Below are 17055 nucleotides of genomic sequence, written 5' to 3'. Positions count from 1 at the left end.
CCAGACTGCCAGGCCCACCCGTCACCCGACCACCACTTCTCAACGGTGCGCCCCGCGCAGCACCTCCTTGCCCCCTAGGAGTCAGTCCCAGCAATGGATCAAGGACTCGAGACCGCCGCCGACGCCAGCCTGACGGACCTCTGGGACCGGATCCTCGGTACGCAGGCGGCGCCCGAGACATGGCTGGTCATAGCCACCGGCGTCGTCGCGCTGGCCGTGGTCGTGCCGCATGGCGTCTGGCGGCTCGCCCGCAACGCCATCACGATCGCGCACGAGGGCGGCCACGGCCTTGTGGCGTTGCTCACCGGGCGGCGCCTCGACGGCATCCGGCTGCACTCCGACACCTCGGGGCTGACCGTCTCGCGGGGCAGGCCCAGCGGCATCGGCATGATCCTCACCGCGGCGGCGGGCTACACGGCCCCGCCGCTGCTCGGCCTCGGCGGCGCGGCGCTGCTCGGCTCGAGGCGCATCACGGCGCTCCTGTGGATCGCCACCGCGCTGCTCGTCGCGATGCTGGTGATGATCCGCAACGCGTACGGCGTCCTGACGGTCGTCCTCACCGGCGGCGCCTTCCTGCTCGTCTCCTGGCTGGCCGGCTCCGAGGTGCAGGCGGCGTTCGCGTACGCGGTGGTGTGGTTCCTGCTCCTCGGCGGTGTGCGGCCCGCCTTCGAGCTGCAGTCCAAGCGCAGGCGCGGGGGCGCGGGCGATTCGGACGCGGATCAGCTCTCACGGCTCACGCACGTCCCTGCCGGGCTCTGGCTCTTCTTCTTCCACGCCGTCTCGCTCTGCTCGCTGATGGGCGGGGCCCGCTGGCTCCTCGCCGTCTGAGCGGGGCCGCTGACAGCCCTTAAAGTGAGGGCATGACCGAAACCCCGGCGAACACCGCCCTCTGGCCCGCCCCGCACGCAAGCGGAGCCGTCACCGCGACGGTCCACGTACCCGGTTCGAAATCGGTCACCAACCGGGCGCTCGTCCTGGCCGCGCTCGCCGCCGAGCCCGGTTGGCTGCGCCGCCCGCTGCGCTCCCGCGACACCCTCCTGATGGCCGACGCACTGCGCGCCATGGGCGTCGGCATCGAGGAGACCGTCTCCTCCAGCTCCACCGTGGCCGGCGCCCCCGAGGGCTCCGGCGAGGCCTGGCGCGTGATCCCCTCGGGGCTGCACGGCCCCGCCACGGTCGACGTCGGCAACGCCGGCACGGTCATGCGCTTCCTCCCCCCGGTCGCCGCCCTCGCCGACGGCCCGATCCGCTTCGACGGCGACCCCCGTTCGTACGAGCGGCCGCTGACCGGTGTGATCGACGGCCTGCGGGTGCTCGGCGCCCGCATCGACGACGACAACCGCGGCGCGCTGCCCCTGACGGTGCACGGCGCCGGGGCGCTGGACGGCGGCTCCGTCGAGATCGACGCCTCGTCCTCCTCGCAGTTCGTCAGCGCCCTGCTGCTCTCGGCCCCGCGCTTCAACCAGGGCGTGGAGGTGCGTCATGTGGGGGGCGCCCTGCCCTCCATGCCGCACATCCGGATGACGGTGGACATGCTGCGCGCGGTCGGCGCCCAGGTGGACACCCCCGAGGCGGGCGGCGAGCCCAACGTCTGGCGGGTCACCCCCGGCGCGCTGCTGGGCCGTGACCTGACCATCGAGCCCGACCTCTCGAACGCGCAGCCGTTCCTCGCCGCGGCCCTGGTCACCGGCGGCACGGTCACCATCCCCGACTGGCCCGCGCACACCACGCAGCCCGGCGACGCGCTGCGGGAGATCTTCACCGAGATGGGCGGTTCCTGCGAACTGACGCAGGCGGGCCTGGTGTTCACCGGCACGGGGTCCATCCACGGCCTCGACGTGGACCTCAGCGAGGTCGGCGAGCTGACGCCCGGCATCGCGGCGGCAGCGGCCCTCGCCGACTCGCCCTCCACGCTGCGCGGCGTCGCCCACCTGCGGCTGCACGAGACGGACCGCCTGGCCGCGCTCACCAAGGAGATCAACGAACTCGGCGGCGACGTCACCGAGACCGCCGACGGCCTGCACATCCGTCCGCGCCCGCTGCACGGCGGCGTCTTCCACACCTACGACGACCACCGCATGGCGACCGCGGGCGCGGTGATCGGCCTCGCGGTGGACGGCGTGCGGATCGAGAACGTCGGCACGACGGCGAAGACGCTCCCGGACTTCCCCGAGCTCTGGACCGGAATGCTCGGGAACTGAACGGGCGGATCGAGAACCATGCGCCGCTACGGCAAGAACCCCGACGAGGACGACATCCGCGTCCGCCCCAACCGCAAGGGCAACCGCCCGCGCACCCACATCAGGCCCAAGCACGAGGACGCGGCCGAGGGCATGGTCCTCACCGTGGACCGCGGGCGGCTCACCGTCCTCGTCGAGGACCGGGTCGTGATGGCCATGAAGGCCCGTGAGCTGGGCCGCAAGGCCGCCGTGGTGGGCGACAGGGTCGCCGTCGTCGGGGACCTCTCGGGGAAGAAGGACACCCTCGCCCGGATCGTGCGGATCGCGGAGCGCACCTCCGTCCTGCGGCGCACCGCCGACGACGACGACCCGTACGAGCGGGTGGTCGTCGCCAACGCCGACCAGCTCGCCATCGTCACCGCCCTCGCCGACCCCGAGCCGCGCCCGCGGCTGATCGACCGGTGCGTGGTGGCCGCGTACGACGGCGGTCTCGAACCGGTCCTCGTGCTGACCAAGTCGGACCTCGCCTCGGCCGACAAGATCCTGGAGACGTACGCGACGCTCGACATCCCCTACGTGGTGACGAGCCGCGAGGAGTTCACCGACGGCGCGGAGCTCGCGCGCGTCCACGAACTCCTCGACGGCAAGGTCACGGCCTTCGTCGGGCACTCGGGCGTGGGCAAGACGACGCTGGTGAACGCGCTGGTGCCGCTGGAGCGGCGGCGCACCACCGGCCACGTCAACGCGGTGACCGGCCGCGGCAGGCACACCACGACCTCCGCGCTGGCCCTGCCGCTCGCGGGCTCGGACGGCTGGGTGATCGACACTCCCGGCGTGCGGTCCTTCGGGCTGAACCACGTCGACCCCTCCCGCGTGATCCTCGCCTTCCCGGACCTGGAGCCCGGGACGGTGGACTGCCCGCGCGGCTGCAGCCACGACGAGAAGGACTGCGCCCTGGACGCCTGGGTGGCGGACGGCCGGGCGGATCCGGCGCGGCTGTACTCCCTGCGACGGCTGCTCGCCACGCGGGAGCGGCGCGACGAGGACTGACCTCCCCGTTGTTTGCGCCTTCGCGGGACCGGTAAAGGCATAATCGCACCGAGCCGGAACCGGCCGGGCGAAGCGGTCACCGAACGTAGTGCGGGAGGCAGGGACATGGCGTGGCTGCTGGTCATAGTGGCGGGAGTCCTGGAGACCGGCTTCGCGGTCTGTCTGAAGCTGTCGCACGGCTTCACCAGGCTCTGGCCGACCATCGCGTTCGCCAGCTTCGCGCTCGGCAGCTTCGGCCTGCTCACGCTCGCGCTGAAGAAGCTGGACGTCGGGCCCGCGTACGCGGTGTGGACCGGCATCGGCGCCGCGGGCACCGCGATCTACGGCATGGTCTTCCTCGGTGACCTGGTCTCCACGCTGAAGATCGTCTCGATCTCGCTCGTGATCATCGGTGTGATCGGCCTCCAGCTCTCCGGCTCCGCGCACTGACCCGGCCGGCCTACACCGCTCCCACCCACCGCCCGATGGCCCCGCGCACCAGTTCCGCGGGGTCGTCGTCGCTCCCGGCGGGCGCGACGACGTAGGACAGGGCGAGCCGGACGGCGCTCTCACAGGCCAGGGCGAGGCCGGGCGCCCCGGCGCGGTCACGGCCGCCGAGCGCGGCCACCGCCCGGTCGCGCACCAGTGCCAGCAGCTCGGCGGAGCTGGGCACCCCGGCGTCCGCGCGGCGCTGCGCGGGCACGGGGGACGAGGAGCCGGCGACCCGGCTCGGCGCGGGCAGCCGCTCGCCCCAGCAGCCGGTGAGCACGGCCCGCACCAGGGGGTTGCCGCGGGCGGCGCCGACCGTCCAGGCGGCCACGGCGGCGAGCCGGTCGGCGGGCTCGCGCTCCTCGGCGAGCGCGCGCTCGACGCCGTGCAGATAGCCGTCGGTCTCGCGCCTCAGCAGGGCGCGGGCGAGGCCGTCCTTGCTGCCGAACTCGTTGTACAGGGTCTGCCGGGACACCCCGGCGACGGACGCGACGTCGACCATGCGGACACCCGGCCAGGGCCGCCGGGCGAGCGCGGTGTAGGCCGCGTCGAGCAGAGATTCCCGTGCCGCAGGCATCGTCGCCTCCCCGGGCCGCAACGGCTCCGGGTGCCAGAGTTGACGGGCTCTAAGGCACTGTCAATAGTTGCGGCGCGAGGCGGCCGATGGCGTCCGACACGGGGTGGTGGCTCGGCACTTTCGAGATCGATACTGTTCATGCATGCCCGACTACCACGATGATCTGCGTCTCGCCCACGTCCTCGCGGACGCCGCCGACGCCCAGACCATGGACCGGTTCAAGGCTCTCGACCTCAAGGTCGAGACCAAGCCGGACATGACGCCGGTGAGCGAGGCCGACAAGGCGGCCGAGGAGCTGATCCGTACCTCGCTCAAGCGCACGAGGCCCCGTGACGCGATCCTCGGGGAGGAGTACGGGGTCGAGGGGACGGGCCCGCGCCGCTGGGTGATCGACCCGATCGACGGCACCAAGAACTACGTACGGGGGGTCCCCGTCTGGGCCACGCTGATCTCCCTGATGGAGGCGGGCGAGGGCGGCTACCAGCCGGTCGTCGGCGTCGTCTCCGCGCCCGCGCTCGGCCGCCGCTGGTGGGCGGCGAAGGGCGGCGGCGCCTACACCGGGCGCAGCCTCACCTCGGCGAGCAGGCTGAGCGTCTCGAAGGTCTCCCGTGTCGAGGACGCCTCCTTCGCGTACTCCTCGCTGACCGGCTGGGAGGAGCAGGGGCGCCTCGACGGCTTCATGGACCTGGCCCGTTCGGTGTGGCGCACCCGGGCGTACGGCGACTTCTGGCCGTACATGATGGTGGCCGAGGGCGCGGTGGACATGTGCGCGGAGCCCGAGCTCTCGCTCTGGGACATGGCGGCGACCGCGATCGTGGTGACGGAGGCCGGCGGCACGTTCACCGGCCTCGACGGCAGGCCGGGCCCGCACAGCGGCAACGCGGCGGCCTCCAACGGCCTCCTCCACGACGAACTGCTCGGGCATCTGAACCAGCGCTACTGAGCCCCCGCCCCCGGGGGCACCGCGGGTCCCGGGGGCACCGCGGGTCCCGGGGGCGCGGGCGCGGCGGGGCGCGCCCCGAACTGACCGCACGCACCCCCTTGTTGGCATCCGGCTCGGCTGCGACTCTGGGAGTTCTCCCACTTGTGAACTTGTGAACCCGTTCTCCGAGCCGGTAACGGAGGCAATCCTTCGCCCACCGGGAGGCCGTGGTTCCACCAAGGAGGTGGCTCACGCCCATGCTCGTCCGCGACGCCATGAGCACGGTGGTCCTGACCATCGGCCCCACCCACACCCTGCGCCAGGCGGCCCGGCTGATGTCCGCGCGCCACGTCGGCGCGGCCGTCGTCCTCGACCCCGACACCTGCGGCCTCGGCATCCTCACCGAGCGCGATGTCCTCAACTCGCTCGCCCTCGGCCAGTGCCCCGACACCGAGACGGCCGGCACGCACACCACGACCGAGGTCGTCTTCGCCACCCCGGCGTGGTCCCTGGAGGAAGCGGCGGACGCCATGGCGCACGGCGGCTTCCGGCACCTCGTCGTCCTGGACCGGAACGAGCCCACGGGCATCGTCTCGGTCCGCGACATCATCCGCTGCTGGGCGCCCGTCCGGCGCGCGGCGGCCCAGCTGACGGGGTGACGGCACGGCGGCGGGCCGGCCCCCCGAAGGGGAACCGGCCCGCCGTCTTCCTACGACAAGTGGCGCAGGTCAGCCGCGCAGGGCCTGGACCGCGGCCTCCAGCCGCTTGCCGAAGTCTCCGTCGGCCTGACGGAAGTTGTTGATCGCGCGGTCCACGATGTCCTCGCGCGAGACCTTGGCGAGGAAGCCCGACAGGTTGCCGATCAGACGGCCCTTCTCGTCCTCGGACATCAGGCGGTAGAGGTTGCCCGCCTGCACGAAGTCGTTGTCCTCGGCGTGCCGGGGCGTCTCGTGGTTGCCGGTGGCGCCGGTGACGGGGACGGGCTGCCACAGCGCCCGGTCCGTCTGGAAGGGGCCGCCGAAGCTGTTCGGCTCGTAGTTCTTCGCGCCCTTGTGGCGGCCGTCGTACAGGAAGCCGTCACGGGAGTTGGTGCGCGCCTCGGTGGCGTGCGGGCGGTTCACCGGCAGGTGGTCGGCGTTGATGCCGACGCGGTAGCGGTGGGCGTCGCCGTACGCGAAGAGACGGCCCTGGAGCATCTTGTCCGGGGACGGGCCGATGCCGGGCACGAAGTGCGCGGGCGAGAAGATGCTCTGCTCGACCTCCGCGAAGACGTTCTCCGGGTTGCGGTTGAGCTCCAGCTTGCCGATCTCGATCGGCGGGTAGTCCGCGTGCGGCCACACCTTGGTGAGGTCGAACGGGTTGAAGCGGTACGTGGCCGCCTCGGCCGCCGGCATGATCTGCACCTGCACGGTCCAGGACGGGAACTCGCCGCGCTCGATCGCCTCGCGCAGGTCGCGCTGGTGGGAGTCGGGGTCCTCACCGGCGAGCTTGTTGGCCTCGTCCTGCGTGAGGTTCTTGATGCCCTGGTCGGTCTTGAAGTGGTACTTGACCCAGAAGACCTCGCCCGCCTCGTTGTTCCACTGGAACGTGTGCGAGCCGAAGCCGTCCATGTGGCGGTAGGACGCGGGGATGCCGCGGTCACCGAAGAGCCAGGTCACCTGGTGGGTGCTCTCCGGGCTGAGACCCCAGAAGTCCCAGACGTTGTCCGCCTCCTGCGAGCCCGTGTACGGGTCGCGCTTCTGGGTGTGGATGAAGTCGGGGAACTTGATGGCGTCCCTGATGAAGAAGACCGGGGTGTTGTTGCCGACGAGGTCGTAGTTGCCCTCTTCGGTGTAGAACTTCAGCGCCCAGCCGCGGGGGTCGCGCACCGCGTCGGCCGCGCCGAGGTTGCCCGCCACGGTGGAGAAGCGCAGGAACGTCTCGGTCTGCTTGCCGACCTCGGAGAGGAACTTCGCCCGCGTCCACTGCGAGACGTCACGGGTGAGCGTGAACGTGCCGTAGGCGCCCGCGCCCCTGGCGTGCACGACGCGCTCCGGGATGCGCTCGCGGTTGAAGTGGGCCAGCTTCTCCAGCAGGAGCTGGTCCTGCACGAGCACCGGACCGCCGAGGCCCGCGGTCTCGCTGTTCTGGTTGTCGGCGACCGGTGCTCCGGCCTCCGTGGTGAGCGGTCCCTGCGTCACGTGCGCCTCCTGCGTCATTCCTTCGGGTCCTGTCCCTTGGCTTGCGATGACTCCGATCCTACAATGGACAATGTCTAAGTCAAGCAAACATCCAAAGTCACACCTGTTCGGGACTTGTTCCCTCGCCTGTTAGGCTGGTTTTCATGAGTGACCTGTTGGAACGACTGCGCGGACGCGGTTGGCGCATGACGGCGCAGCGACGCGTCGTGGCCGAGGTCCTCGACGGCGACCACGTCCACCTGACGGCCGACGAGGTGCATGCCCGCGCCGTCGGCAAGCTGCCCGAGATCTCCCGGGCGACCGTCTACAACACCCTGGGCGAGCTGGTGTCCCTCGGCGAGATCCTGGAGGTCTCCACGGACCGCCGCGCCAAGAGGTACGACCCGAACGCGCACCGCCCCCACCACCACCTGGTCTGCGCCCAGTGCGGCGCCATCAGGGACGTCCACCCCACGGGCGACCCGCTGACCGACCTCCCCGACTCGGAGCGCTTCGGCTTCACGGTCCAGGACGTCGAGGTCACCTACCGGGGCGTCTGCCCGAACTGCGCGTCGGCGTAGCGCCGCCTTTCCCGCGCCCTTTTTCATACGTTCACGAAAGCCCCCGGCAGCCACAGTGGTCGCCGGGGGCTTCGGCATGCCGTCCGGTGACCACCGGGGGCTTCGGGGCACTCCGCGGGCTTCCAGTATCTGACGGCGCGTCACATGGTCGGCGGCCCCCTGTCCGCACGCCCTCCGCGAGGAGACACCCGTGGGAGATCCGCACCCGAAGATAGAAGCCCACGCCCTCACACGCGCCTTCGGCCGAGCCGCCCGCGCGGTGCACGCCCTCGGCCCCGTGGACCTGACCGTCGCCCCCGGCGAGTTCACCTGCGTCGTCGGCACCGGCGCCGCCTGGCTGCTCGACCCGGTCTGGCGCAAGGTCGACGGCGACGAGAGGTACGCGTTCCTCGGCGGCCAGCCGCTCGGCGAGCCCCTGGGCGGGCTCCTCTTCGGCCCGAACCTCCTGCAGAAGGACCCGGAGGCGCGCGTCGCGCCGCTGCGCGCGTACATCCGTACGGTCAACACCTACTTCGCGGGCGATTACAAGACCGACGAGTCCTTCGCGAAGGAACTGGCCCATCTGCTCGACACCGACGAGGAGGTGCTGCTCTCGACGCCGTCGCTCCGCATGGACCGGGAGATCCGCGCGGGCACCTTGGACCGGCTCCAGGACGCGTACCGCGCGGCGGGCGTCCACGAGGGCGAGAAGGTCCCGGAGCCGGAGGCGGTCGACCGCGAGCTGTAAGAGGAGGCGGTGGGGCACGGATAGCGGGCGTCCGCCGCCACCACCATGCCCTGGCCGTGCCGGGCCGCGTCACCTCGCGCCGGGGTTCTGTCGCGCTGAGGTTCCGTCGCGCCGGGGTTCTGGAAAACACCGAAGGCCCGGAACCTTGTCGGTTCCGGGCCTTCGGCCTTCAGTAGCGGGGACAGGATTTGAACCTGCGACCTCTGGGTTATGAGCCCAGCGAGCTACCGAGCTGCTCCACCCCGCGTCGGTAAACACAACAGTACGTCACGGCTACGACCAGTGCAAATTCGTTTCCGCGGCACCCGCGGAGCGCCCGTGGAACACCCGAGGAGCGCCTCCGGGGCGGGGCGGAAGAGCCCCGCCCCGGAAGGTCTATGCCGACAGTTCCTGCCGCAGGGCCTCCCGCAGGCGACCCGCGCGCTCCGCGACCTCCGCGGGGCCGAGCTCGACCGCGCGCGTGGCCCAGCGCTGGCCCTGGGCGAGCTGCCCGTGCCGTGCGTAGAGCAGGGCGAGGCGGAGCGCCGCCCTGCCGTGACCCGCGTCGGCCGCCCTGGTCCACCAGAGCGCGGCCTCGGGCTCGCTGCCCTCCCTGGCGAGCAGCAGGCCGAGGTTGAACGCGCCGTTGCGGCTGCCCGCCTCCGCGGCCTTGCGGTACCACCGCGCGGCCTCGACGACGTCGCCCCGCGCCGCGGCCAGCATGCCGACCCTGACCTGGGCCCGCCGGTGGCCCTGCTCGGCGGCCCGCTCGTACCACTCCTCACACTCGGTCTTCTCCGTGGCCGGTTCACCGAGCGCCGGCGGCGCCTCCGCCGGGCGGCGGGCGTCGAGCACCGTGCCCAGCCGGTACGCCGCCTCGGCGCTGCCGCCGCCCGCCGCGCACCGCAGATGGCGCTCGGCCTCCTGGTCGTCGCCCTCGCGCAGCCGCGCGGTGCCGACCTGGAGGGCGGCGTCGGTGTGCCCGGCGGCAGCCGCGCGCTCGTACCACCGCAGGGCGGACGCCTCGTCGTTCCGGCTCGCGTACAGGATGCCGAGGTTGAACGCCGCGTCGACGCTGCCCGCCTCGGCGGCCTTGGCGAACCACGGCTCGGCCCCGGCCGCGTCGCCGCCCTGGAGCAGCAGCACGGCCAGCGCGTTCGCCGCCTCGCGGTGTCCCGCGTAGGCGGCCCTGCGGTACCACTGGTCGGCCTGCGCGGTGCGGCCCTGCTCCGCGCAGAGCAGGCCGAGGTTGTACGCGCCGTTCACGTCGCCCGCGTCCATGGCCGCGCGGTACCAGCGCTCGGCGGTCTGGGTCTCGCCGCGCTCGGCGTGCAGCGCGCCCAGCGCGTTCGCGGCGTTGCCGTCACCGTCCTGGGCGGCCTTGAGCCACCACACGGCGGCGCTCTCCTGATCGCCGGCGTCCCGCAGCAGGAAGCCGAGGGCGCAGGCCGCCCTGGGCTCGCCGTCCTTGGCGGAGTTCAGGTACCAGCGCCCGGCCTCCTTGAGGTCGCCGCGCCGCTCCAGGATCGCGCCGAGGTGCAGGGCGGCCCGCCGGTGCCCGCGCGCGGCGGCCTGGCGGTACCACTGCTCGGCCTCGCCGGCCGGTCCCCGTACTTCCTCGTCGTCGCCCTTGCCGATGCCCGCGCGCTGGCCGCTCTCCGTCTCGCGGATCACTCGTACGGGGTCCTCGCCCGGCTCCACGGCCTCGCCTCGCTCGGCGGCGGCCCGCCGGTCGAGCGCGCGGGCCAGGCGGTACGCGGCCTCGCGGTGACCCCGCTCGGCGGCGACCCGCATCCAGCGCTCGGCCCCGACGTCCCCGCGGTGCTCCAGGAGATCGGCGAGCGCGTACGCCCCGAGGGTGTGGCCCTGCTCGGCGGACTGCCGCAGCCAGTACTCGGCGGCGGGCTCGTCGCCGCGCTCGCGGTGGTGCCTGCCGAGCGCGTGCGCGGCCGCCGCGGAACCGGCGACGGCGGCGACGCGCCACCAGCCGGCCGCCTCGTCGGCGTAACCGCGCTGGTGCAGCAGGACACCGAGGTTGTTGGCCGCGGCGCGGTCGCCCTCGGCCGTCGCCGCGCGCAGCAGCGACTCGGCCCCGTCGAGGTCGCCGCGGCGCAGCAGAAGGCTTCCCAGGACGCTCATGGCGTCGACGTCGCCGGACTCGGCGGCCAGCCGATGGCGCAACTCCTCGGCGGCCGCCCCGGGATCCTCCCGGTCGGCCGGCTGCACAAACCGCCCTGTCTCCAACAGAGTTGCCTTGTCCCCCATAACGTCCATCGTCGCACCACCTGCAACCTGGGTACACCTGGTATACCGCAGCCAGTGAGGTCACTTCAGCGTTTTGTCGACATGCCCACAGAGAGATAAGTGAAACACAGATCCCTCAACTCTCCCCCGTACGGACACGGTTCACATTTCTTGGCATAGGCCACCCGCACACGCCGTTCACCACCGCTGCGGACCCGCGGTCCGCGACCGCCCGGGCGCGTCGCGCTCCGCCGTTTCCGGGGGCCGCGCCGCACACGACGAAGGCCCGGATCCATAAGGATCCGGGCCTTCACCTTGCAGTAGCGGGGACAGGATTTGAACCTGCGACCTCTGGGTTATGAGCCCAGCGAGCTACCGAGCTGCTCCACCCCGCGCCGTTGTGTTCAAACCGTACCACGGCGCGAGGGGGCTGCCTGACCAGCTACTCAGCCGCTGTCCCGCTCCCCTCCTTGTCGCCGTCCTTCTCGTCGTTCCCGGCGGGGTCCTTCTCGTCGGCCTTGTCCGCGTTCTTGTCGGCGTTCTTGTCGCCGTCCTTCTCCGCGGCCTTGGCCGAGGCCTCCTCGGCGCGCTCCAGCGCGTCCTGGAGCCGCTCCTGGGCCTCGCCGTACTTCTTCCAGTCGCCTTCCTTCATGGCCTTCTCGCCGTCCTCGAACGCCGTCTGGGCGTCGTCGAGCGCGGCCTGGACCGTCGGGTCGCTCGACTTCGGCGGCTTGGTCGGCTCGCCCTCGTCCTGATCGGCCGGCGGCTTGGTGGACGCGTCGGCGCCGAAGACCTGGTTCAGGCCCTCGCTCAGGCTGTCCGCGAAGACGGTCTCCGTGCCGTACGAGACGGCGACCTTCTTCAGGAGGGGATACGCCGACTTCCGGCCCTGGACGTAGACGGGCTCCACATAGAGGAAGCCGTCGTCAAGGGGCACGGTCAGCAGATTGCCGTAGAGGACGTCGGAGTCTGCGCCCTTCATGTCCCGGACGAAGTTGCCGACCTCCGTCATGGAGTTCAGCTTGTTCTGCACCTGTTCCGGGCCGTCGACGTCGCCCCTGACTCTCAGGAGCTGCATCTTGCCGTAGTTCTCGCTCCTGGCATCGGCGTCCACCGTCATGAAGGCCCGTAGGTTGGGCCGCTCACTGGGTGTGAACGTCGTCGTCAGCGAGAACTGCTGCCGGTCCTGGCCCGGCGACTTCAGGGACAGGTAGTACGGCGGGACCGCGCTGTCGTCCTTCTTCGTCGGGTCGTTCGGGACCTGCCAGGCGTCACTCGCGTTGTAGAACTGCCCGGGGTCCGTGACGTGGTACTTGGTCAGGAGCTCGCGCTGCACCTTGAACATGTCCTGCGGATAGCGCAGGTGGTCCATCAGCGCCTGCGGGATCTCGCTCTTGTCCTTGACGGTGCCCGGGAACGCCTTCTTCCAGGTCTTGAGGACGGGGTCCTTCTCGTCCCAGGTGTAGAGCTTGACGTCGCCGGTGTACGCGTCGACGGTCGCCTTGACCGAGTTGCGGATGTAGTTGACCCGGTTCTGCTGGGCGATCACCGTGCGCTGGCTGTCGGCCTGCGACAGCGAGTCGGCGGTGGTGTCGCCGAGCGTGGTCCGCGAGGCGTACGGATAGCCGTTCGACGTCGTGTAGGCGTCGACCACCCACTGGATGCGCTTGCCGACCACCGTCGGATACACGTCTCCGTCGATCGTCAGCCAGGGGGCCACCGCCTCGACGCGCTCCTTGGGCGTGCGGTTGTAGAGAATCCGCGAGCCCTCGCCGATCGCGCCCGAGTACAGGATCTGCGGCTCCCCGAAGGACACCGCGTACGCGGCGCGGTTGATCGGGTTGGAGAGGTTGACGCCGCTGTCGCCCTTGTAGCTGTAGGTCTTCTGGCCACCGCCGTTCCCCTCGTAGTCGAGCTCCTTCTGGGGCCCGCCCACGATCGAGTACTGCGACGTCTTCTCGCCGTAGTAGATCCGCTGCTCGTACTCACCGAGGTCACCGGTGGTGGGCAGGCCGGACTCGGTGAAGGCCGGGGCTCCCTTGGAGCCCTTCTTCGTCTCCGTGCCCTTGGCCGCGACCATGCCGTAACCGTGGGTGTAGGCGAAGTGGTCGTTGATCCAGTTCCGCTTGTCGAGCTTGTTCACGTCGATCTCACGCAGGCCGACGATGGTGTCCTGGCCCTTGTAGCGGTCGACGTCGAGCGTCTTCGGGAACTGGTAGTAACTGCGCTCCTGCTCCAGCTGCTGGAACGTCGGCGAGACGATGTTCGGGTCGTTCAGCCGGTAGTTGGCCGCCGAGTCCGCGTTGTCGCGCTTCTTCTCGGGGTCCTCGTCGACCTTGCCCGCGCCCTCGTACGCCTCGGGCTTCACGCCGCTGATGCCATAGGCGTCGCGGGTGGCCTTGATGTTCTTCTCGATGTACGGGGCTTCCTTGGCCTGCTCGTTCGGCTGGACCTGGAACTTCTGGACGATCGCGGGGTAGAGCCCGCCGATGAGGATCGCCGAGAGCACCATCAGGCCGAAGCCGATGACCGGGAGCTGCCAGGTGCGCCGCCACAGCGTCGCGAAGAAGAGCACGGCGCAGATGACCGCGATGCAGAAGAGGATCGTCTTCGCCGGCAGATAGGCGTTGGCGTCCACGTACCGCAGGCCGGTCCAGTTGCCCGTCGCCTTGAAATCACTGGACTTCACCGCTAGGCCGTACCGGTCGAGCCAGTACGCGATGGCCTTGAGCGTGACGAAGACGCCGAGCAGCACCGACAGGTGCCCGGTGGCCGCCGCGGTCGCCCGCGCGCCGGGGCTGGTGATCCGCAGCCCGCCGTAGAGGTAGTGCGTCAGGGCCGCGGCGACCAGGGAGAGCACCGCCGCGGCGAAGCCGAAGCCCAGCAGGAAGCGGTACCACGGCAGGTCGAACGCGAAGAACGCCACGTCCATGTGGAACTGCGGGTCCTTCTGGCCGAAGGGCACGCCGTTGACCCACAGCAGCCAGGTGCGCCACTGCCCCGCGGCGGACGCGCCCGCGATCAGGCCCACCAGGGCGGTGACCCCGACCAGCAGCCACTTCTTGTAGGGGGCGATGCCCATGCGGTACCGGTCGAGGCTCTGCTGCTCCATCGACATGGCACTCAGCGGCGGGCGCAGCCGGTGCGCCAGCCAGATGTTCACCCCGACCGCGACCGCCATGAGGAGGCCGAAGACGAAGAACAGTCCGATCTTGGTCCACAGTGTCGTCGTGAAGACCGATGAGTAGTTGACCGAGCGGTACCACAGCCAGTCCGTCCAGAACCCGGAGAACATGACGAAGGCCATGGCCAGCACGGCCAGGACCCCCAACGTCATGAGCAGGGTCCGGACACGACGGGAGGGTCGGCCCACTCTGATCCGTGGCCCCGTCGGGCCTCCGCCGCGGTCCGGCATCTGGAAAGCCAAGGTGCGCACCTCGAAGTTCGCTGTCGATATGTCAGGCCCCCGAGATCGTGGAGCCCCACCTATGCAACTTACTCACGCTTTACTCGGTTCCCGTTTCTCGGGACTAACGAGGCAGGATTGTGACCATGTCCAACACTCCCATGGCAGCGAGCCCCCTCACCCGGGCCGTCCTCGAGATCGACGAGTACGTCTCCGGCCTCGGCTGGGACCGGCCCGCCCGCCTCTTCGCGCTCGTCGACACGGCGCGACTGCGCACCCAAGAACCCGGCCTCGCCTCCCAGCTCGGCCTCGACGACGGCGTGGAGCACGCCGGTCTCACCCCCATCGAGCAGGAGGAGATCCCCGCGAACAAGCCGCTGGACGAGTTCCTCGGCACCATCGCCTGGCCCGACGCGGTGGCGGGCTGCGCCCTCACCGTCGAGCGCCAGATGCTGCCGCCGTCCGCCGAGACGTCCGTCCCCGAGGGCCTGAGCGACGCCGACCTCGCCCAGTGGGTGGCGTCGCACCCGGACCGCCAGGAGGTCCGCATGACCGTGGCGGTGCTCCGTGACGGCGCGCGCGAGTCGGCGCTGCGGCTGCGCGAGAAGGACTCGCCGACCGAGGTCCTCACCGGCTCCGACCTGGTGCCGGGGCTCGCGGACGCGCTGGCGGCGACGTTCGCGTAAGGGCGTCCGGCGGGACGGCCTGCTTCCGGGGCGCCGCTAGCCGGCGGTGCACCGGGGCAGGTCGGCCGTGTCGCCCTCGCGGATCTTCTTCAGGGACTTCACGGCGTCGGCGATGGTGTCCACCTCGACGAGCGTGAGCCCGTCGGGGACGTCGCTCGCGGCGGCCCCGCAGTTGCCCTTGGGCGTCAGGAAGTACTCGGCGCCCTTCTGGCGCGCGCCGACCGTCTTCATCTCGATGCCGCCGATCGGGCCGACCTTGCCCTTGTCGTCGATCGTCCCGGTGCCGGCCACGAACTCGCCGCCCGTGAGGTCGTCCGGGGTCAGCTTGTCGACGATGCCGAGTGCGAACATCAGTCCGGCGCTGGGGCCGCCCACGTCGGCCAGCTTGATGTCGATCGTGAACGGGAAGGTGTGGTCGGTCCCCGCCTGGATGCCCACGACGGCGCGGTCGCTGTCGTCCGCCTTCTTCGTGGTGATCTTGATGTCCTCGGTCCGCTTCGGCTCCTTGCCCGCCTTCTCCGCGGTGGCCGCCTCCTTGACCGGGACGATCGTGAACGTGACGCTGTCGCCGGGCTTGCGCCGGGTGACGAGCTTCGCGACGTCCGTCATCTCCTTGACGGACTTGCCGTCGACCTTCTTGATGACGTCGCCCGCGTGCAGCTTGCCCTCCGCGGGGTCGCCCTTGAAGACGGTGGAGACGACGACCTGCGACTGCACCGGCAGCTTGAGCTGCCGGAGCGCCGCCACCTTGGCGCTCTCCTGTGACTGGCTGAACTCCTCGGCGTTCTCCCGCGAGGACTGCTGCTCGGTCTTGCCGTCCGGGTAGAGGGTCTCGTGCGGCACCACGATGTTGTCGTGGGCCAGCCAGCCGTAGACGGCCTCCGCCAGGTTCATGTTGTAGTCGGCGCCGGTGACCCGGACCGTGGTCATGTTGAGGTGACCGGTCGTCGGGTACGTCTTGTGCCCGGAGATCTGCAGCACCGGCTCGCCGTCATGGTCGCCGAGGGTGTTCACCGTGGGGCCCGGGGACATCTCGGCGTACGGCACTTTGATGAGCACTCCGGCGCAGAGCAGCGCGATCAGCATGAGGGTGGAGGCGAGCATCGTCGCGGTGCGGCGTGGCATGGAACGACAGTACGGGACCGGCCTGTCGACGCACCTGTGGGGCGGGCTCACGTGCCGGTGTGGGACTTCTCCATCGCCTCGCGGAACGCGGCGTAGCCGTTGAGCTCCGTGACGTCGCCGGTCTTGCCGGACTTGCGGTTACGGGCGGCCCAGGTGGCCCACAGGCCCGCTCCGACGGCCGCCAGAAAAGGAATCAGCAACCAGGCAAGTGACGCCATGTCGATCTCCCGACCCCTTGTACGACCTGCGACTGAATTGTACGACCTGCGACTGACTGATCAGCAGATTAACCATCCGTACGATCAACGCTCACGGCAGGGGTCGAGTTACGCAACCGGAGCCACACGGCCCAATCGGCCCGCCCGGACCGGCACGTCTCAACAGGCTCCGACCCATTCCTCCTTGCCGTCGGAGAACCGCTGGTGCTTCCAGATGGGCACCTCGTGCTTGAGGTCGTCGATGAGCTTGCGGCAGGCGTCGAAGGCCTCGGCCCGGTGCGGGCACGAGACGGCGACGACCACCGCGAGGTCGCCGACGGCGAGGTCACCGACGCGGTGCACGGCCGCCAGGGCCCGCACGGGGAACTCCGCGACGACCTTCTCGGCCACCCTGCGCATCTCGGCCTCGGCGGTGGGGTGCGTCGAATAGCCCAGCTCGTCGACGTCCGCGCCCCCGTCGTGGTTGCGCACCGTCCCCACGAAGAGCGCCGTCCCGCCCGCCGCGTCGTCCCCGACGGCCCGGAAGACCTCGTCCAGGGAGAGCGGGGTGTCGCGGATCGCGAGAAGGCGGATCGGGTCCTGGGCGGCCTGCTCGCCGGGGTGGTCCTTCGTGGTACGTGCCATGCGGCCATGGTGCCGCACGGCACGGACATCACGGAATAGCCCTTTCGCCCGGCACGCGCGCGCGGCGCCTTGGAGATCCCTACAGGGGACGCCGCGGGCGCCGGGGTCG

Annotated in this window: 15 protein-coding genes, 2 tRNA genes and 1 pseudogene; 9 read left to right on the top strand and 9 right to left on the bottom strand. The window is 70.9% G+C overall.

The genetic code is table 11. The features are described 5' to 3' along the window. Positions 1–93: 93 nt before the first annotated feature. The 4 genes from DCW30_RS18955 to DCW30_RS18940 all read left to right on the top strand — a co-directional run bounded on the left by DCW30_RS18955 (position 94) and on the right by DCW30_RS18940 (position 3659). The gene (locus tag DCW30_RS18955) at positions 94–828 is read left to right on the top strand and encodes a M50 family metallopeptidase (protein WP_076684630.1); all 735 of its coding nucleotides are present in this window, start codon (positions 94–96) and stop codon (positions 826–828) included. Between the two features lie 32 nt (positions 829–860). Continuing rightward, positions 861–2201, top strand: a complete 1341-nt coding sequence (aroA, locus tag DCW30_RS18950; RefSeq protein ID WP_076684631.1) for a 3-phosphoshikimate 1-carboxyvinyltransferase — start codon at positions 861–863, stop codon at positions 2199–2201. Positions 2202–2219: 18 nt separating this feature from the next. Continuing rightward, on the top strand, positions 2220–3230 hold the full coding sequence (gene rsgA / locus DCW30_RS18945) for a ribosome small subunit-dependent GTPase A (RefSeq protein ID WP_062782305.1): 1011 nt from the start codon (positions 2220–2222) through the stop codon (positions 3228–3230). 105 nt (positions 3231–3335) lie between these two features. After that, positions 3336–3659 carry a DMT family transporter gene (locus DCW30_RS18940; protein ID WP_076684633.1) on the top strand — a complete coding sequence of 108 codons (324 nt, stop codon included), beginning with the start codon at positions 3336–3338 and terminating at the stop codon, positions 3657–3659. A 10-nt stretch (positions 3660–3669) separates the two neighbouring features. Here DCW30_RS18940 and DCW30_RS18935 read toward each other — a convergent pair whose 3' ends face one another. Further along, on the bottom strand, positions 3670–4275 hold the full coding sequence (locus tag DCW30_RS18935) for a TetR/AcrR family transcriptional regulator (RefSeq protein WP_076684635.1): 606 nt from the start codon (positions 4273–4275) through the stop codon (positions 3670–3672). Between the two features lie 142 nt (positions 4276–4417). Between DCW30_RS18935 and hisN the strand changes: the two genes are divergently transcribed. Beyond that, positions 4418–5218: a histidinol-phosphatase gene (hisN, locus tag DCW30_RS18930; protein ID WP_062782314.1), complete on the top strand. Its 801-nt coding sequence runs from the start codon at positions 4418–4420 to the stop codon at positions 5216–5218. Positions 5219–5454: 236 nt separating this feature from the next. After that, positions 5455–5856 (top strand): CBS domain-containing protein, encoded by a 402-nt coding sequence (locus DCW30_RS18925; protein WP_062782318.1) that lies wholly within the window; start codon positions 5455–5457, stop codon positions 5854–5856. 69 nt (positions 5857–5925) lie between these two features. On the opposite strand, the gene DCW30_RS18920 is transcribed toward DCW30_RS18925, so the two are convergent. Next, the gene (locus DCW30_RS18920) at positions 5926–7377 is read right to left on the bottom strand and encodes a catalase (RefSeq protein ID WP_198503577.1); all 1452 of its coding nucleotides are present in this window, start codon (positions 7375–7377) and stop codon (positions 5926–5928) included. A 143-nt stretch (positions 7378–7520) separates the two neighbouring features. Here DCW30_RS18920 and DCW30_RS18915 point away from each other — a divergent pair, with 143 nt between their 5' ends. Together DCW30_RS18915 and DCW30_RS18905 are read left to right on the top strand one after the other, a co-directional pair. Beyond that, positions 7521–7937 carry a Fur family transcriptional regulator gene (locus DCW30_RS18915; protein ID WP_076684637.1) on the top strand — a complete coding sequence of 139 codons (417 nt, stop codon included), beginning with the start codon at positions 7521–7523 and terminating at the stop codon, positions 7935–7937. Between the two features lie 319 nt (positions 7938–8256). Continuing rightward, a pseudogene (locus DCW30_RS18905) lies at positions 8257–8664 on the top strand (ABC transporter substrate-binding protein); the annotation flags it as partial. Between the two features lie 173 nt (positions 8665–8837). Here the strand turns inward: DCW30_RS18905 and DCW30_RS18900 are convergent. The 4 genes from DCW30_RS18900 to DCW30_RS18885 form a co-directional block, all read right to left on the bottom strand. After that, positions 8838–8911 (bottom strand) — tRNA-Met (locus tag DCW30_RS18900). Between the two features lie 128 nt (positions 8912–9039). Further along, a complete protein-coding gene (locus tag DCW30_RS18895) occupies positions 9040–10917 on the bottom strand; it encodes an SEL1-like repeat protein (protein WP_076684639.1) in 1878 nt (625 codons plus the stop codon). A gap of 291 nt (positions 10918–11208) precedes the next feature. Continuing rightward, positions 11209–11282 (bottom strand) — tRNA-Met (locus DCW30_RS18890). Between the two features lie 47 nt (positions 11283–11329). Then, positions 11330–14302: a UPF0182 family membrane protein gene (locus DCW30_RS18885; protein ID WP_076684641.1), complete on the bottom strand. Its 2973-nt coding sequence runs from the start codon at positions 14300–14302 to the stop codon at positions 11330–11332. 137 nt (positions 14303–14439) lie between these two features. Between DCW30_RS18885 and DCW30_RS18880 the strand changes: the two genes are divergently transcribed. Beyond that, positions 14440–14979 (top strand): PPA1309 family protein, encoded by a 540-nt coding sequence (locus DCW30_RS18880; protein WP_076684644.1) that lies wholly within the window; start codon positions 14440–14442, stop codon positions 14977–14979. 36 nt (positions 14980–15015) lie between these two features. Here the strand turns inward: DCW30_RS18880 and DCW30_RS18875 are convergent, their stop codons facing one another. The 3 genes from DCW30_RS18875 to DCW30_RS18870 all read right to left on the bottom strand — a co-directional run bounded on the left by DCW30_RS18875 (position 15016) and on the right by DCW30_RS18870 (position 16946). Continuing rightward, on the bottom strand, positions 15016–16104 hold the full coding sequence (locus tag DCW30_RS18875; protein ID WP_062782339.1) for a YlbL family protein: 1089 nt from the start codon (positions 16102–16104) through the stop codon (positions 15016–15018). Between the two features lie 47 nt (positions 16105–16151). Next, the gene (locus DCW30_RS36735) at positions 16152–16322 is read right to left on the bottom strand and encodes a hypothetical protein (RefSeq protein ID WP_162933565.1); all 171 of its coding nucleotides are present in this window, start codon (positions 16320–16322) and stop codon (positions 16152–16154) included. Between the two features lie 159 nt (positions 16323–16481). Next, complete coding sequence (locus DCW30_RS18870) at positions 16482–16946, bottom strand: molybdenum cofactor biosynthesis protein MoaE (protein ID WP_062782342.1); 465 nt, start codon at positions 16944–16946, stop codon at positions 16482–16484. Positions 16947–17055 lie beyond the last annotated feature (109 nt).

Origin of the sequence: Streptomyces alfalfae (genome assembly GCF_004127445.1) — a bacterium.
Taxonomy (GTDB): Bacteria; Actinomycetota; Actinomycetes; order Streptomycetales; family Streptomycetaceae; genus Streptomyces; species Streptomyces alfalfae.
This window is presented reverse-complemented; position numbering and strand designations above follow the sequence as displayed.

Bases quoted from the DNA above. Each gene is read 5' to 3' on its own strand.
- DCW30_RS18955 (WP_076684630.1), top strand. From the start codon at position 94: ATGGATCAAGGACTCGAGACCGCCGCCGACGCCAGCCTGACGGACCTC.
- aroA (WP_076684631.1), top strand. From the start codon at position 861: ATGACCGAAACCCCGGCGAACACCGCCCTCTGGCCCGCCCCGCACGCA.
- rsgA (WP_062782305.1), top strand. From the start codon at position 2,220: ATGCGCCGCTACGGCAAGAACCCCGACGAGGACGACATCCGCGTCCGC.
- DCW30_RS18940 (WP_076684633.1), top strand. From the start codon at position 3,336: ATGGCGTGGCTGCTGGTCATAGTGGCGGGAGTCCTGGAGACCGGCTTC.
- DCW30_RS18935 (WP_076684635.1), bottom strand. From the start codon at position 4,275: ATGCCTGCGGCACGGGAATCTCTGCTCGACGCGGCCTACACCGCGCTC.
- hisN (WP_062782314.1), top strand. From the start codon at position 4,418: ATGCCCGACTACCACGATGATCTGCGTCTCGCCCACGTCCTCGCGGAC.
- DCW30_RS18925 (WP_062782318.1), top strand. From the start codon at position 5,455: ATGCTCGTCCGCGACGCCATGAGCACGGTGGTCCTGACCATCGGCCCC.
- DCW30_RS18915 (WP_076684637.1), top strand. From the start codon at position 7,521: ATGAGTGACCTGTTGGAACGACTGCGCGGACGCGGTTGGCGCATGACG.
- DCW30_RS18895 (WP_076684639.1), bottom strand. From the start codon at position 10,917: ATGGACGTTATGGGGGACAAGGCAACTCTGTTGGAGACAGGGCGGTTT.
- DCW30_RS18885 (WP_076684641.1), bottom strand. From the start codon at position 14,302: ATGCCGGACCGCGGCGGAGGCCCGACGGGGCCACGGATCAGAGTGGGC.
- DCW30_RS18880 (WP_076684644.1), top strand. From the start codon at position 14,440: ATGTCCAACACTCCCATGGCAGCGAGCCCCCTCACCCGGGCCGTCCTC.
- DCW30_RS18875 (WP_062782339.1), bottom strand. From the start codon at position 16,104: ATGCCACGCCGCACCGCGACGATGCTCGCCTCCACCCTCATGCTGATC.
- DCW30_RS36735 (WP_162933565.1), bottom strand. From the start codon at position 16,322: ATGGCGTCACTTGCCTGGTTGCTGATTCCTTTTCTGGCGGCCGTCGGA.
- DCW30_RS18870 (WP_062782342.1), bottom strand. From the start codon at position 16,946: ATGGCACGTACCACGAAGGACCACCCCGGCGAGCAGGCCGCCCAGGAC.